Consider the following 16,070-nt stretch of genomic DNA (forward strand, 5'->3'; position numbering starts at 1 on the left):
CACGCTGCGCCGGCACGTGCTGCCGCTGCGCCGCCCGCCTGCACCGACGTCCATCCGCGGCAGCCGCCGGCGCTACAGCTTGACCGGCCTCACCTTCCAGATGTCCTCCGCGTATTCGCGGATGGTCCGATCGGCCGAGAACTTGCCCATGCCGGCGATATTGAGGATGGCGCGCCGTGTCCAGGCTTCGGGCTGACGGTAGAGCGCGTCCACCTCGTCCTGGGTATCCACGTAGCTGCGGTAGTCGGCCAGCAACTGGTAATGGTCGCCCCAGTTCACCAGCACGTCGAACACCAGCCGGAAGCGCTCCGGATCGTCCGGGCTGAAGTAGCCGGAAGCGAGCATGTTGAGCACTTCGTGCAGCTCCTGGTCCTGCTCGTACAACAAGCGCGGGTTGTAGCCATCGCGGCGCAGGTTTGCCACCTCGTCGGCGGTGTTGCCGAAGATGAAGATGTTGTCCTCGCCTACTTCCTCGCGCATTTCGACGTTGGCGCCGTCAAGCGTGCCGATGGTCAACGCGCCGTTGAGCGCGAACTTCATGTTGCCGGTGCCCGAGGCTTCGGTGCCGGCGGTGGAGATCTGCTCGGAAAGATCGGCGGCAGGGATGATCAGTTCGGCCAGTGTCACCCCGTAGTTGGGGATGAACACCACCTTGAGCCTGTCGCCCACGCGCGGATCGTTGTTGATCCGCACGCCCACGTCATTGATCAGCTTGATGATCAGCTTGGCCATCCGGTAGGCGCTGGCAGCCTTGCCGGCGAAGATCACCACCCGCGGCACCCAGTCCTTGTCCGGGTGCTTGAGGATACGGTTGTAGCGGGTGATCACGTGCAGCACGTTCAGCAACTGGCGCTTGTACTCGTGGATGCGCTTGACCTGCACATCGAAGAGCGCGTGCGGATCGATCACGCCACCCAGCTTGCGTGCCACGAAGCGCGCCAAACGTTCCTTGTTGCTGAACTTGGCCTCGGCCACCGCCTTGACGAAGGCCGGATAGTCCAGATGCTGGCGCAGTTCGGCCAGCTCGTTCAGGTTGCTGCGCCAGGTCTTGCCGATGTAGTGGTCGATCACCCCGGACAGCGCCGGATTGGCCTGGGCGAGCCAGCGGCGCGGCGTGATGCCGTTGGTCTTGTTGGTGAAGCGCTCCGGGTAGAGCTTGGCGAAATCGGCAAAGATCGATTGCACCATCAGCTCCGAATGCAACGCCGAGACGCCGTTGACCTTGTGGCTGGCCACTACCGCGAGATAGGCCATGCGCACCCGGCGCTCGCCGTGCTCATCCACCAGCGACATGCGCCGGATCAGGTCGGCATCCTCGCCGAAGCGCAGGCGCACCTCGTCCAGGAATTCGTCGTTGATGTCGAAGATCAGCTTGAGGTGGCGTGGCAGCACGCGGCCCAGCATGTCCACCGGCCAGGTTTCGAGCGCCTCGCTCATCAGCGTGTGGTTGGTGTAGCTGAACACGCGGCGCGTGATGCCCCAGGCGCCTGGCCAATCCATGCCGTATTCGTCGATCAGCATGCGCAGCAGCTCGGGGATGGCCAGCACCGGATGGGTGTCGTTCAGGTGGATCGCCACCTTGTCGGCCAGGTTGTCCACCTGACCATAGGCGCGGTGATGCCGATGCAGGATGTCCTGCAGGCTGGCCGAGACGAAGAAGTACTCCTGGCGCAGCCGCAGCTCCTTGCCCGAGTAGGTGGAATCGTCCGGATAGAGCACGCGCGAGACGTTCTCGGAGAGGTTCTTTTCCTCCACCGCGGCGAAATAGTCGCCCTGGTTGAACTTGGTCAGGTTGATCTCGTTGGACGAGCGCGCCGACCACAGCCGCAGCGTATTGGTGGCCGGGGTGTCATAGCCGGGCACGATATGATCGTGCGCCATCGCGAACACGTCCTGGGTCTCCACCCAGCGCACCTTGCGCCCTTCCTCCTGCAGCCGGCCGCCGAAGCGCACCAGGTACTGCACTTCGGGCCGCGCGAATTCCCACGGGTAGCCGTGGGCCAGCCAATAGTCCGGCGCCTCGACCTGGTTGCCCTCGATGACGCGCTGCTTGAACATGCCGTAGTCGTAGCGGATGCCGTAGCCGTAGCCCGGCAGCCCGAGCGTGGCCATCGCATCCAGGAAGCATGCCGCCAGCCGCCCCAGCCCGCCGTTGCCGAGCGCAGCATCAGGCTCCATCTCGTCGATCTCGTCGTAATCGATGCCCAGTGAGTCGAGCGCGCCGCGCACCTCGTCGTAGAGCCCCAGCGCCAGCAACGCATTGCTCAGCGCGCGCCCCATCAAAAATTCCATCGACAGGTAGTAGACGCGCTTGCTCTCCTGCGAATACTGCGCGCGGGTGGTGCGCATCCAGCGTTCCACCAGCCGGTCACGCACCGCCAGCATGGTGGCGAACAGCCAGTCGCGCGGCTGCGCGGTGATCGGGTCCTTGCCCACCGCGAACACCAGCTTGTTGGCGATCGAGCGCTTGAGGGAGGCGACATCGGTACCGGGGGAGTCATGTACGAAATCGACGGTCATGTTGGGCTCCGCAAGAAAAAGATCGGACAGCGCGCTCAGTGCGCCAGCAGGGATTGATACAGCCCAATATAGGCTGCCGCCGAGGCAGCCCAGCCGAAGTCCTGCTGCATCGCGTTCCGGCGCACGGCTTTCCATTCACGCGGCCGGGCCCACAGCGCAAAGGCGCGTCGGATGGCGGTGGTGACGCCACGGGCGTTGAATTCATCGAAGACAAAGCCGGTCGCCAGCTCGTCGGCCAGGTTCTCCAGCGTACAGTCGGCCACCGTATCGGCGAGCCCGCCGACGCGACGCACCAGCGGCAACGCGCCGTAGCGCAGGCCGTAGAGCTGGGTCAGCCCGCACGGCTCGAACCGGCTGGGCACCATGATCACGTCGGCACCGGCCATCACCCGGTGCGAATGCGCCTCGTCGTAGCCGATCTGCACCGCCACCTGCCCCGGATACGCATCGACCATGGCACGGAAAGCAGCCTCCAGGTGCGGGTCGCCACTGCCCAGCAGTACGAACTGTCCGCCGCGCTGCACGATCTGCGGCAATGCCTCCAGCACGAGGTGCAGGCCCTTTTGCTCGGTCAGCCGGCTGACCACGGCAAACAGCGGTGCGTTGTCCACTTCGGCCAGCGCATGCCGCTGCTGCAGCTCCCGCCGGCATTTGACCTTGGCCGCGGCTTTCTCGGCCGAGTAAGGCGCGGCGATCAGCGGATCGCCCGCCGGGTTCCACACCGCCGTATCGATGCCATTGAGCACGCCCGACAACGTATGCCCCCGGCTGCGCAACAGGCCGTCCAGCCCGCAGCCCTGCTCGGCGGTGGCGATCTCGCGTGCATAGGTGGGCGAGACCGTGGTGACATGGTCGGCATAAAAGAGGCCGGCCTTCATGAACGACACCTGGTCATGAAACTCGATGCCCTGCACCGAGAAGAAGGACTCGGGCAACGCCAGCTCGCCGAATGCGTGCCGGCCGAACACGCCCTGGTAGGCCAGGTTGTGCACCGTGAACACGCAGCGGGCGGGCCGGCCGCGGGCAGCCAGGTAGGCCGGGGTCAGCCCGCTGTGCCAATCGTGCGCATGCACCACCTCCGGACGCCACAGGCCGTCGAGCCCGGAGGCAAGCTCGGCCGCCACCCAGGCCAGCAGCGCAAAACGACGGTGGTTGTCCTGGTAGTGCTCGTCGTACGGATTGCCCGGCCGGTCGTAGAGCGCGGGCGCGTCGATCACATACAGCCCCACCGACGTGCCGGGCAGCCGAGCGAACCACAGATGTGCCGGGCCGAACGGTGTGACGAGGTCGGCCACCGCCCCCTCGCCCGCCAGCGCAGCGCTGATCGCCGGAAAACCCGGCAACAGCACCCGCACGTCGATGCCCTGGCGTGCCAGCTCCAGGGGCAGCGCTCCGGTCACGTCGGCCAGCCCCCCGGTCTTGAGCAACGGAAACATTTCTGAACAAACGTGCAGCACGCGCATGAAGGATCCTGGACGCGAAAAGTGGAACAGGCACGCGGCCAGGGCCGGACGCCCTGCCCGCACTGCGGCTGCGGCATCAGGCCGGTCTACGTGCCCGCTGCATGCCGCGCTACCTGGGAATCTTGATCGGGTGTCGTTACAGCTTGGCCAGCATGTCGCGCGTCACCAGCACCACGCCACCCTCGCTGCGGTAGAAGCGGCGCTTGTCCTCTTCGGCGTTCTCGCCGATCACCATGCCTTCGGGAATCTGGCAGGCGCGGTCGATCACGCAGCGGCGCAGCCGGCAGTTCCGGCCGACGGTCACCTGCGGCAGGATCACCGAGGAATCGATGGTGCAGAACGAATGCACGCGCACCTGCGAGAACAGCACCGAATTGATCACCAGCGAGCCTGAGACAATGCTGCCGCCGGCGACCAGCGAATTGAGCGTCATGCCGTGGCTGCCGTTATGGTCCTGCACGAACTTGGCGGGGGGCAGCTGCTCCTGGTAAGTGCGGATCGGCCAGTCCTGGTCATACACGTCCAGCTCCGGCGTGACCGAGGCCAGATCCAGGTTGGCGGCCCAGTAGGCATCCACCGTGCCGACATCGCGCCAATAGTCACGTGCGTTGGGGTCGGATTTGACGCACGAGAGCGAGAACGGGTGGGCGATTGCCCCGCCTTCCTGCACCACGCGCGGGATGATGTCCTTGCCGAAGTCATGGGCCGATGCTTCGTTGGCCAAGTCTTCGTCCAGATGCCGGTAGAGGTAGTCGGCGTTGAAGACATAGACGCCCATCGACGCCAGTGCCACGTCGGGCCGGCCGGGCATTGGTGGCGGATCGGCGGGCTTTTCCAGGAAGTCGGTGATGCGGCGCTCTTCGTTGATGTGCATCACGCCAAAGGCGGTGGCCTCCATGCGCGGCACCTCGATGCACGCGACCGTGCATTGCGCGCCGGACATCACGTGGTCCACCAGCATGCGGGCGTAGTCCATCTTGTAGATATGGTCGCCCGCCAGGATCACCACGTATTCGGGGCGGTAGCTGCGGACGATGTCCATGTTCTGGTACACGGCGTCGGCGGTGCCGCGGTACCAGTGCTCCTCATCCACCCGCTGCTGCGCCGGCAGCAGATCGACGAACTCGTTCATTTCGTTGCGCAGGAACGACCAGCCCCGCTGCAGGTGCCGCAGCAGCGAGTGCGATTTGTACTGCGTGACCACGCCGATCCGGCGGATGCCGGAATTGAGGCAGTTGGACAACGCGAAATCGATGATGCGGAACTTGCCACCGAAATACACCGCCGGTTTGGCGCGGTGGTCGGTCAATGCCTTCAGGCGCGAACCGCGCCCGCCCGCCAGCACCAGTGCCACAGCCTTGTTGGGCAGCTGGCGTGCCAGTGTGGCCTTGTCGATCAGTTGGGTTTCCATGCGCCTTTACTCTCCATTAACAGGTCGTCGGCCAGGGTGCAGTGCCCTGTCCGGTTCACGATGATCAGGTCACCACCGTGGGCTCGGTCAGTCCGGTATGGCCAGCGATATCGGCCAGTCCGCGCGAAATGGCGATCAGGTCCGCCAGCGCGTCCTGCGTGGGCAGCGCGTGGCGCGCCGGGTCCGCCTCATAGCGTTCAAGATAGACCCGCAACGTGGCGCCCTCGGTGCCGGTGCCGGACAGGCGGTACACCACGCGCGATCCGCCTTCGAATACGACGCGTACCCCCTGTTTGCCCGAAACCGAGCCGTCGATCGGATCGGTGTAGGCGAAATCATCCGCGTGCACCACGCGCTGGCCCTGCAATGTCTGACCGGGCAGGTCGGCAAGCCTGGCGCGCAGCGCCGCCATCAGCGCATCGGCCCGTTCGGTGGCAATGCCCTCGAAGTCGTGGCGGCTGTAGTAGTGACGGCCGAAGCGTTGCCAATGTTCCGTCACAATGTCACTGGCGCTCTTGCCGGTGACCGCCAGCAGGTTGAGCCAGAACAGCACGGCCCAGACGCCGTCCTTCTCACGGACGTGATCTGAGCCCGTACCGTAGCTTTCCTCCCCACACAGGGTCACACGGCCGGCATCGAGCAGGTTGCCGAAGAATTTCCAGCCGGTGGGTGTCTCATAGACAGGAATGCCCAGTTGCCGCGCCACCGCGTCCACCGCGCACGAGGTGGGCATGGAACGCGCCACGCCCTTCAATCCGCCGGCGTACGCGGGAATCCTGTCCGCGTTGGCGGCGAGGATGGCAAGGCTGTCGGAGGGTGAGACCACCAGTCCGCGGCCCACGATCATGTTGCGGTCGGCATCGCCGTCGCTCGCGGCGCCCAGGTCAGGCGCATCGTCACCTTGCATGCGCGCGATCAGTTCGGTGGCGTAGGCCGGGTTGGGATCGGGGTGGCCGCCGCCGAAGTCAGGCAGCGGGGTGCCGTTGATGACGGTGCCACGCGGCGCATGCAGGATCTGCTCCAGCAGGCGCACCGCGTAGGGGCCCGACACCGCATGCATGGCGTCGAAGCACATCCGGTGCCCGGCGGCGAACCAGGCACGGATCGCGCCGAAGTCGAACAGCGACTGCATCAGCTCGGCGTAGTCGGCGACCGGGTCGATCACGTCGACCTGCATGCCGGCGAAGGTGCGGCTGCCGATGATGTCCAGCTCCAGATCCGGCACATCGGCAATGCGGTACTCAGTGATCTCGCGCGTGCGCGCGTAGATCGCCTCGGTGACCTTTTCCGGCGCCGGCCCGCCATTGTCGATGTTGTACTTGATGCCGAAATCGCCGTCGGGGCCACCCGGATTGTGCGAGGCGGAGAGCACGATGCCGCCGCTGGCGCGGTGCTTGCGGATCACGCAGCTGGCCGCCGGGGTCGACAGCACGCCGCCCTGCCCCACCAGCACCCGCGCCACGCCGTTGGCCGCGGCCATCTTCAGGATGATCTGCACCGCCTCACGATTGTAGAAGCGCCCGTCGCCACCCAGCACCAGGGTCCTGCCGACCACCCCGCCCAGCGCATCAAAGATGCTCTGTACGAAATTGGCCAGGTAATGCGGCTGCTGGAAGACGCCGACCTTCTTGCGCAGGCCGGAAGTGCCCGGCTTTTGCCCGTCAAAGGGCCGCGTCGCCACGGTCTTGCTTGTCATGCTTGCTCCTCGGAAGTGAAAGGATTGGCGAAGAGCCCCGGCTCGTGGGCCTCCTCGATCAATACGGTCAGGCTGCGGGCCGCCACCCGGCATTCGCCCAGGTACAGCGCGGAATCCTTGTCTTCGGTACTGGCCAGATGCACCCGCCAGCAGCCCGGCGGCAGCCGGAACGGCACCTGGTTGGCCGACGCGTTGATCAGCACCAGGAAGAACCCCGAAAGCTGCACCATCAACGCCCGGCCGGCGCCGTCCTCCCAGTCGTGGGCACGCAGCGCCTCCCCCGACGGATTGCGCCAGGTGACGTCGGGAAACCCGGCCGCATCGCCTTCGCCCTGCCACCATTGCCCCGATGTCAACGCGGGGCACGATTGGCGCAGCCGTACCAGCTCGCCGATGAATTCCGTCAATTCGCCCGCGCCGTTGCCCCAGTCGAGCCAGGTGATGTCGTTGTCCTGGCAATAGGCATTGTTGTTGCCGCCCTGGGAGTGGCCCAGCTCGTCGCCCGCCAGCAGCATCGGCGTGCCCTGCGACAGCAGCAGGCTGGCCAGCAGCGCCTTGCGGGCACGCAACCGCACCAGATTGACGCCCGGATCGTCGCTCGGGCCTTCCACGCCACAATTCCAGCTCTGATTCTGGTTATGGCCGTCACGGTTGTGTTCGCCATTGGCCAGATTGTGCTTGCGGTTGTAGCTGGTCAGATCGCGCAAGGTGAATCCGTCATGCGCGGTGATGAAGTTGACGCTGGCCCACGGTTTGCGCCCATGGTGCTGGAACAGGTCGCTGGAGGCGGCGAACCGGCGCGCGAACTGGCCGCGGCTGACGCCATCGTGCAGCCAGAAGCGGCGCAACGTATCGCGATACTGGTCGTTCCATTCGGCCCAGCCGGGCGGGAACTGGCCGAGCTGGTAACCTGCCGGCCCCAGATCCCATGGTTCGGCGATCAGCTTGAGCCGGGCAAGCTGCGGGTCCTGCGCGATTGCCGAGAGCAGGGGCGCGCAGGCCGAATAGCGTGGCGTCCGACCCAGCACCGGCGCCAGATCGAAGCGGAAGCCGTCGACATGGCACTCGATGGCCCAGTAGCGCAGGCTGTCCATCACCCACTGGATCACCCGGGGATGGGCCAGGTTGAGCACATTGCCGCAACCGGTCCAGTTCTCGTACCCGCCGTGCGGGTCCAGCAGATAGTAGCTGCCATTGTCGATGCCGCGCAGCGACAGCGTCGGCCCCAGCACATCCAGTTCGGCGTAGTGGTTGTACACCACGTCCAGGATCACCTCGATGCCGGCGGCGTGCAGTGCCTTGACCGCATCGCGGAACTCGGAAAGCGGCGTGCCGCCCTGGCCCGACCAGTAGCGCGGCTCGGGCGCGAATGGCGCCAGCGGGTTATAGCCCCAGTAATTGGACAGCCCCAGCCGTTGCAGCCGCGGCTCGTCGGCGTGGGCCTGCACCGGCAGCAGTTCGATCGCGGTGATGCCCAGGCACTGCAGGTGCCGGATCACCGCCGGATGCGCCAATGCGGCATAGCTGCCGCGCAATTCGGGTGGCAGCGCCGGATGGCGCATGGTCAGGCCCCGGACATGCGCCTCGTACAGGATGGTCCGGGCCCACGGCGTTTCGGGCCGCGTCTCGCCTGCCCAGTCATAGCGCTCGTCGATCACCTGTGCCTTGACCGCCAGCGCGCCGTTGTCCAGCGGATCGGGCAGCTGCGGATCGAACAGGTCATGGCTGTTGAAGTCGGGATGGTCCCGATATTGACCGACCAGCGCCCGCGCGTAGGGATCGAGCAGCAGCTTCTTCGGATTGTGACGGTGCCCCTCGCGTGGCGCCCACGGACCGTGTACGCGGTAGCCGTACACCAGCCCGGCACCGGCGTCGGGCAGCAAGCCGTGCCAGACGCCGTGGGTATTGCGTGGCAGCGGCAGGCGCGCCAGCTCCTCGTGGCCGTGCCCGTCGTACAGGCACAGCTCCACCCGCTCGGCGTGGCCGGCGTACAGGGCGAAATTGACGCCCTGGGGCAGCACCGTGGCGCCCAGCGGATACGCGGCACCGGCAAGCAAGGCGCGCATCGAGGTCACGCCCGCTTCAGGAACAGCGTGGCCAGCGGCGGCAGCGACAGCACCACCGAATGCGCCTGGCCGTGCGCGGGCACCGGCTCGCTCTGCAGCGCCTCGATCCCGAAGCCGCTGCCGCCGTAACGCGCATCGTCGGTATTGAGCAGCACGCGATAGCGGCCGGGCTGCGGTACGCCCAGCCGGTAGCCATGCCGCACGATCGGCGTGAAGTTGCTCAGCAGCAGCACCGGCTCGGTGCCCTCGGCAAGCCGGGCGAATGCGAACACCGAGTTCTCCCGGTCATCGCCGATCAGCCACATGAACCCCCGTGCCTCGAAATCGACGGTATGGAGCGCAGGTTCGCTTCGATAAAGCCGGTTCAGGTCGCGCACCAGCGCCTGCACGCCGCAGTGCCATTGCCCGCCATGCTCGGGTTGCAGCAGGTGCCAGTCCAGGCTGTCGTCGTGCTGCCATTCGCGGCCCTGCGCGAATTCGCCGCCCATGAACAGCAGCTTCTTGCCCGGGTGGCCCCACATGAAGCCATAGTAGGCACGCAGGTTGGCAAACTGCTGCCAGGTGTCACCCGGCATGCGTGCCAGCAGCGAGCCCTTGCCATGCACCACTTCGTCGTGCGACAGCGGCAGCACGAAATTCTCGGTGAAGGCGTAGATCAGGCCGAAGGTCATCTGATCGTGGTGGTATTGACGATGCACCGGATCCAGGCCCATGTACTTGAGCGTGTCGTGCATCCAACCCATGTTCCACTTGTAGTGGAAACCGAGCCCGCCCATGTCCGGTGGCCGGCTCACTCCGGGAAAGGCCGTCGACTCCTCGGCCAGCGTGATCGCGCCGGGGCGCTCGGTGCCCACGACATGGTTCATCCGCCGCAGGAAGTCGATGGCCTCTAGGTTTTCGCGCCCGCCGAACTCATTGGGGACCCACTCGCCTTCCTTGCGCGAGTAGTCGCGGTACAGCATCGAGGCCACCGCGTCGACGCGCAGCCCGTCCACGCCGTAGCGTTCGATCCAGTACAACGCGTTGCCGATCAGGAAGTTGCGCACCTCGTTGCGGCCGAAGTTGTAGATCAGGGTGTTCCAATCATGGTGGAACCCCTCGCGCGGGTCGGAGTGCTCGAAAAGGTGCGAGCCATCGAAATACGCAAGACCGAAGGGGTCGCTCGGGAAGTGACCCGGCACCCAGTCGAGCAGCACGCCGATGCCGGCCGCGTGCGCCCGTTCCACCAGGTAGCGGAAATCGTCCGGGGAACCGAAGCGGCTGGTCGGCGCGTAGAGTCCAAGCGGTTGATAACCCCAGGAGCCGTCGAACGGATGCTCGCTCACCGGCAGCAGCTCCAGGTGGGTAAAGCCCATGTCGACGACATAGGGCACCAGTGTATCGGCCAGCTCGCGATAGCTCAGCCAGCGGTTGCCCTCCTCGGGCACGCGCCGCCACGACCCCAGGTGCACCTCGTAGATCGAGACCGGCGCATCGAACGCGTTGGCGCGACGGCGTATCTCGGACGGCGGCACCCACTCAGGCATGCCATTGATGCGCGATGCGGTGCCGGGGCGCAATTCAGCGGCGAACGCATACGGATCGGCCTTCTGATAGACCGCGCCATGGCGGTCGGCGATCTCGAACTTGTAGTGCAGGCCGGGCGGCAGGTTGGGGATGAAGATCTCCCAGACGCCGCATTCGCGGCGCAGGCGCATCACGTGGCGACGGCCGTCCCACTGGTTGAAGTCGCCGACCACAGAGACACGGCGGGCATTGGGCGCCCACACGGCGAACGCCGTGCCACCGACGCCCTCCAGTTCGCGCCAGTGCGCGCCGAGCCGTTCGTAGGGGCGCAGGTGCGTGCCTTCGGACAACAGCCATACATCCTGCTCGCCCAGCACCGGCGGGAATCGGTACGGGTCCTCCAGCTCGACCTCGTTGCCATCCCAAGTGACGGCCAGCCGATAGGCAAAACGCTGCTTGCGGCGCTGCAACACGCCCTCGAAGAAGCCACGTTCGTCGATGCACGTCAGCTCGGCAAGCCGGCGCCCTCCCTTGGCTTCAACGACCGTGACGGCGGTGGCGCCGGGCTGCAGCGTGCGCAGCACCAGCTTGCCGCCGGCCTCGTGAAGGCCGAGCACTGCAAAGGGGTCGGCGTGGTTGGCGCGCATTAGCGCATCGATCTCGGGGGCAGAAAGGGAATAAGACATGGATTGGGGCCAGGAACTCGAAATGGGGCATGACTGACTACCCCCATCATTTATATATACCCTGCCAGCATCAGCATGGTTGCTGCAAGGCAACATCCCTGCCACATTGTTGATACCGGTGAAGGAGCCGTCATGAATCAAGGAAGCATGGTTTAAGAATCAATGGCTTGCAATTTCGACGCGGATGGGTTTTCTTTCCTGAATCAGAGGCTTGTCTCTGATTGGTTACAGGTTCCATGAATCTTGCGGTGGGCGCCGACAAGCTTATTCATCGAATTCAGGAGTGCGATGGTGAAAAAAACCCAGTGGTGGCGCGGCGCGGTGATATACCAGATCTACCCGCGCAGCTTCATGGACAGCAATGGCGACGGCGTCGGTGACCTGCCGGGAATCACCGAGCGGCTGCCTTATCTGAAATCGCTCAATGTCGACGCGGTGTGGATTTCGCCGTTCTTCAAATCGCCGATGAAGGATTTCGGCTACGACGTCTCCGACTACTGCGACGTCGACCCGCTCTTCGGCACGCTGGCGGATTTCGACGTCATGGTCGCCGAGGCGCATCGGCTGGGACTGCGCATCATCATCGACCAGGTGCTCTCGCATACCTCGGATCTGCACCCATGGTTCGTCGAATCGCGCGCCAGCCGCGACAACCCCAAGGCCGACTGGTACATCTGGGCCGATCCGAAACCGGACGGCACGCCGCCCAACAACTGGCTGTCGGTATTCGGCGGCAGCGCCTGGCAATGGGACAGCCGGCGGCTCCAGTTCTACATGCACAACTTCCTCACCAGCCAGCCTGATCTGAACTTCCACAACCCCGAAGTGCAGGCGGCGGTGCTCGACGCGGTGGAGTTCTGGCTCAAGCGCGGCGTGGACGGCTTTCGCTTCGACGCCTGCAACTACCACTTCCACGACCGGAAGCTGCGCAGCAACCCGCCGGCAGGCACACGCCCGGACACCACCAGCGTCTCCAAGGTGAACCCCTACGGCATGCAGCAACACCGCTACGACAAATCGCGTCCGCAGAACCTGCGATTCCTGGCCGCGCTGCGCACGCTGTTGGACCGCTACGGCGCAGCCAGCGTAGGCGAGATCGGCGACGACGACTCGCTGGGGCGCCTGGCCGAATACACCAGCGGTGGCGACAAGCTGCACCAGGCCTACAGCTTCACGCTGCTGACCGAGCAGTTCGGCACCGAATTCATCACCACCCAGGTGCAGAACATGGAGCGGGCCTTCCGCCGCTATGAGGTACCGGGCTGGGTCTGCTGGTCCATCGGCAACCATGACGTCCCACGGGTGCTGACACGCTGGGGCAAGGACACCGAAGACCCGGCCTTTCCCAAGCTGATGATGGCACTGGTGACCTCGCTGCGCGGATCGGCCTGTGTTTACCAGGGCGAGGAACTGGGTCTGCCCGAGGCCGATATCCCCTACGAATTGCTGCAGGACCCGTACGGCAAGGCATTCTGGCCGGACTTCAAGGGCCGCGACGGCTGCCGCACGCCGATGCCCTGGCGCAAGGATGAGAGTGCCGGGGGCTTCACCAACGGGCACCCATGGTTGCCGATACCACCGGCGCATCTGGCGCGCGCAGCCGAGGTACAGGAAGGCCCACCCGACTCCATCCTGAACTTCACGCGCCTCTTCCTGGCCTGGCGCCGCACCCAGCCCGCGCTGATCGAAGGCGATATCGAATTCGTGCGTGCACCGGCGCCGCTGCTGATCTTCATCCGCACCCTTGGCAAGACCCGCATCTGCGCGGCATTCAACCTGAGCGGCGCCCCGCAGCGCTGGTCGCGCCCGCGGCGGCTCAAGGACGCCATGCCGCTGCCGGGCCACGGGCTGAGCGGCGCGCACATCGAGCATCAGATCCTGCATATGGCACCGTGGGGAGGCGGATACTGGACCCTGCCTTGAATGGCAACCTTGAAACTGGTTCTTACAACGCCCTCCAAGGTCGATTAAAATGGCGGGTCCTTCCCCGACCGGCCCGCCACTCATGCTCGAACGCTTGCGTGAAAACGTCCGCGTGGTCTTCGACCGCGATCCCGCTGCCCGCACGGTATGGGAAGTGGTCACCTGTTATCCCGGATTCCACGCGCTGACGCTGCATATCGTCGCCCACGGCCTGTGGCAACGCGACTGCAAGTGGCTGGCGCGCGTCGTCTCGCACCTGGGGCGGTTTCTGACCGGCATCGAGATCCACCCCGGCGCGCGCATCGGCCGGCGTGTCTTCATCGACCACGGCATGGGTACGGTGATCGGCGAGCAGGCGGTGATCGGCGACGATTGCACCCTCTATCAGGGCGTCACCCTGGGTGGCCTGGGGCTGGCCTCCAAGCCCGGACAGCGCCATCCCACGCTGGGCACCGGCGTGGTGGTCGGCGCCGGCGCCAAGGTGATCGGGCCGATCGAGATCGGCGACGGCGCCAAGATCGGCCCGAACGCGGTGGTGATCAAGGATGTGCCGGCCGGCGCCACCATGGTGGCCAACCTTGCACGGATGGTCGACAAGACCCGCGACAAGGAACGCGAGGAGAAGGCCGAGCAGCTCGGATTCTCCGCGTACGGCATCGCCAGCGACATGAACGACCCCGTGGTCAAGGCCATACATGGCCTGCTCGATCATTCGGTCACCACCGATCAGCGCATCGAGGCGATCTTCGAAAAGCTCGAACAGCTGGGCCTTGACTGTGAGCAGGAGCGGGCCTGCGCGGATCGCTTCGACCCGGGGTATCTCAACCGGATTGTCGACTGACGGCGGCGCGCCGGGTAAAACCCGACTGAACAAGTCGGGTTTTTAGTTGACTAAAACACTAGGTTATTATACGATCCGCCCGAACCTGACAGATCCGGGAACCCGCCATGCGTCTTACCACCAAAGGCCGTTTTGCCGTCACCGCGATGCTTGACCTCGCGTTGCGCCAGGCCAACGGCCCGGTCACGCTGGCCGGCATCAGCGAGCGCCAGCATATCTCGCTGTCCTATCTGGAACAGCTGTTCGGCAAGCTGCGCCGCCGTGAACTGGTGGACAGCGTGCGCGGTCCCGGCGGGGGCTATTGCCTTGCCCGGCCCGCCGCCGAGATCACCGTCGCCGCCATCATCTGCGCAGTCGATGAACCGCTCGATGCCACGCAGTGCGGCGGCAAGGAAAACTGTCTGGAAGACAGGCGCTGCATGACGCACGACCTGTGGGCCAGCCTGAACCGGACCATCTACGACTACCTGTCCGGCATCACCCTGGCCCAGCTGGTCGAGGAACAGCAGGAGAAGCAGCGCCGCAAGGCAGAATGCGCCGGCGTCCTGCTCGACCAGCGGCACAAGACCGCCGAATTTACAGGCACGGCGTCCACGCTGTGACGCCGGCACGCAATATTGGAGCAATCCGCGATATGAAGACCCCGATCTACCTGGACTATTCCGCCACCACGCCGGTCGATCCGCGCGTGGCGCAGAAAATGATCCCGTGGCTCACCGAGCAGTTCGGCAACCCGGCGAGCCGCTCCCATGCCTATGGCTGGGATGCGGAAGCGGCAGTGGAGGAAGCGCGTGGCCACGTGGCCGCGCTGCTCAACTGCGATCCGAAGGAAATCGTGTGGACCTCAGGCGCCACCGAGTCGAACAACCTCGCGCTCAAGGGCGCCGCGCATTTCTACCGCGACAAGGGCAAGCACCTTATCACGGTCAAGACCGAGCACAAGGCGGTGCTCGACACCATGCGCGAATTGGAACGCGAAGGCTTCGAGGTCACCTATCTGGAAGTGCAGCAGAACGGTCTGATCGATCCACAGGCACTGGAAGCGGCATTGCGCCCGGATACCATCCTGGTCTCGGTGATGTACGTCAACAATGAGATCGGCGTGATCCAGGACATCGCCGGTATCGGCGAGCTGTGCCGTTCCAGGGGCATCTTGCTGCACGTGGATGCGGCGCAGGCGACCGGCAAGGTGGCGATCGATCTCAGCACACTCAAGGTCGACCTGCTGAGCCTGTCGGCACACAAGACCTACGGTCCCAAGGGCATCGGTGCGCTCTACATCCGTCGCAAGCCGCGCGTGCGGCTGGAGGCGCAGATGCACGGCGGCGGACATGAGCGGGGCTTCCGTTCGGGCACACTCGCCACGCATCAGATCGTCGGCATGGGCGAGGCGTACCGCATCGCCCACGAGGAGATGGGCACCGAGCTTGAGCGCATCCGGATGCTGCGCGACCGGCTGTGGGCCGGCATCTCGGACATCGAAGAGGTGCACCTGAACGGCGACCTGGAACGGCGCGTGCCGCACAACCTGAACGTGAGCTTCAATTTCGTCGAAGGCGAGAGCCTGATCATGGCTTTGAAGGAGCTGGCGGTCTCGAGCGGCTCGGCGTGCACCTCGGCTTCGCTGGAGCCGTCCTACGTGCTGCGCGCGCTCGGGCGTTCCGACGAACTGGCGCACTCGTCGATCCGCTTCACCATCGGCCGCTTCACCACGGTCGAGGAGATCGACTTCGCCATCCGGCTGATCCACGACAAGATCGGCAAGCTGCGCGAGCTGTCGCCGTTGTGGGAGATGTTCAAGGATGGCATCGACCTCAACACCATCGAGTGGGCCGCGCATTGATTTGAGAAGGCGTGAGGTGTGAGGGGCCGATCCCAAAGCACCCCGCACCAGCGAATGGATACGGGATGGGCGAGTACGGAGCGGGGTTGCACCTCGCCCCTCACACCTCACCCCT

General features: G+C 65.3%; 9 protein-coding genes and 1 pseudogene. 4 read left to right on the plus strand and 6 right to left on the minus strand.

Features of this window, described 5'->3' with window-relative positions:
* Nucleotides 1-72 precede the first annotated feature (72 nt).
* The 6 genes and pseudogenes from glgP to glgB form a co-directional block, all read right to left on the minus strand.
* Nucleotides 73-2,520 (minus strand): glycogen/starch/alpha-glucan family phosphorylase, encoded by a 2,448-nt coding sequence (glgP, locus tag N8I74_RS16305; RefSeq protein WP_263124185.1) that lies wholly within the window; start codon nt 2,518-2,520, stop codon nt 73-75.
* Between the two features lie 35 nt (nt 2,521-2,555).
* The gene (gene glgA / locus N8I74_RS16310; RefSeq protein WP_263124186.1) at nt 2,556-3,983 is read right to left on the minus strand and encodes a glycogen synthase GlgA; all 1,428 of its coding nucleotides are present in this window, start codon (nt 3,981-3,983) and stop codon (nt 2,556-2,558) included.
* 136 nt (nt 3,984-4,119) lie between these two features.
* Nucleotides 4,120-5,394, minus strand: coding sequence for a glucose-1-phosphate adenylyltransferase (gene glgC / locus N8I74_RS16315; RefSeq protein WP_263124187.1), 1,275 nt, complete (start codon nt 5,392-5,394; stop codon nt 4,120-4,122).
* Nucleotides 5,395-5,458: 64 nt separating this feature from the next.
* The gene (locus N8I74_RS16320; protein WP_263124188.1) at nt 5,459-7,090 is read right to left on the minus strand and encodes an alpha-D-glucose phosphate-specific phosphoglucomutase; all 1,632 of its coding nucleotides are present in this window, start codon (nt 7,088-7,090) and stop codon (nt 5,459-5,461) included.
* Complete coding sequence (gene glgX / locus N8I74_RS16325; RefSeq protein ID WP_263124189.1) at nt 7,087-9,156, minus strand: glycogen debranching protein GlgX; 2,070 nt, start codon at nt 9,154-9,156, stop codon at nt 7,087-7,089. The genes N8I74_RS16320 and glgX overlap by 4 nt, the downstream gene beginning before the upstream one ends.
* A 5-nt stretch (nt 9,157-9,161) precedes the next feature.
* Nucleotides 9,162-11,321, minus strand: a pseudogene (gene glgB / locus N8I74_RS16330) (1,4-alpha-glucan branching protein GlgB); the annotation flags it as partial.
* A 315-nt stretch (nt 11,322-11,636) separates the two neighbouring features.
* On the opposite strand from glgB, the gene N8I74_RS16335 reads away from it, so the two are divergent.
* The 4 genes from N8I74_RS16335 to N8I74_RS16350 all read left to right on the plus strand — a co-directional run bounded on the left by N8I74_RS16335 (nt 11,637) and on the right by N8I74_RS16350 (nt 15,955).
* Nucleotides 11,637-13,271, plus strand: a complete 1,635-nt coding sequence (locus N8I74_RS16335; protein WP_333783008.1) for an alpha-amylase family glycosyl hydrolase — start codon at nt 11,637-11,639, stop codon at nt 13,269-13,271.
* Between the two features lie 82 nt (nt 13,272-13,353).
* Entirely contained in the window at nt 13,354-14,112 is a 759-nt protein-coding gene (gene cysE, locus N8I74_RS16340) for a serine O-acetyltransferase (protein ID WP_263124192.1), read from the plus strand.
* A 107-nt stretch (nt 14,113-14,219) separates the two neighbouring features.
* Nucleotides 14,220-14,714, plus strand: a complete 495-nt coding sequence (iscR, locus tag N8I74_RS16345) for a Fe-S cluster assembly transcriptional regulator IscR (protein WP_263124193.1) — start codon at nt 14,220-14,222, stop codon at nt 14,712-14,714.
* A 32-nt stretch (nt 14,715-14,746) separates the two neighbouring features.
* On the plus strand, nt 14,747-15,955 hold the full coding sequence (locus N8I74_RS16350; protein ID WP_263124194.1) for an IscS subfamily cysteine desulfurase: 1,209 nt from the start codon (nt 14,747-14,749) through the stop codon (nt 15,953-15,955).
* Nucleotides 15,956-16,070: the final 115 nt, after the last annotated feature.

Source organism: Chitiniphilus purpureus (genome assembly GCF_025642115.1).
GTDB classification, from domain to species: domain Bacteria; phylum Pseudomonadota; class Gammaproteobacteria; order Burkholderiales; family Chitinibacteraceae; genus Chitiniphilus; species Chitiniphilus purpureus.

Bases quoted from the DNA above. Each gene is read 5' to 3' on its own strand.
- glgP (WP_263124185.1), bottom strand. From the start codon at position 2,520: ATGACCGTCGATTTCGTACATGACTCCCCCGGTACCGATGTCGCCTCC.
- glgA (WP_263124186.1), bottom strand. From the start codon at position 3,983: ATGCGCGTGCTGCACGTTTGTTCAGAAATGTTTCCGTTGCTCAAGACC.
- glgC (WP_263124187.1), bottom strand. From the start codon at position 5,394: ATGGAAACCCAACTGATCGACAAGGCCACACTGGCACGCCAGCTGCCC.
- N8I74_RS16320 (WP_263124188.1), bottom strand. From the start codon at position 7,090: ATGACAAGCAAGACCGTGGCGACGCGGCCCTTTGACGGGCAAAAGCCG.
- glgX (WP_263124189.1), bottom strand. From the start codon at position 9,156: ATGCGCGCCTTGCTTGCCGGTGCCGCGTATCCGCTGGGCGCCACGGTG.
- N8I74_RS16335 (WP_333783008.1), top strand. From the start codon at position 11,637: ATGGTGAAAAAAACCCAGTGGTGGCGCGGCGCGGTGATATACCAGATC.
- cysE (WP_263124192.1), top strand. From the start codon at position 13,354: ATGCTCGAACGCTTGCGTGAAAACGTCCGCGTGGTCTTCGACCGCGAT.
- iscR (WP_263124193.1), top strand. From the start codon at position 14,220: ATGCGTCTTACCACCAAAGGCCGTTTTGCCGTCACCGCGATGCTTGAC.
- N8I74_RS16350 (WP_263124194.1), top strand. From the start codon at position 14,747: ATGAAGACCCCGATCTACCTGGACTATTCCGCCACCACGCCGGTCGAT.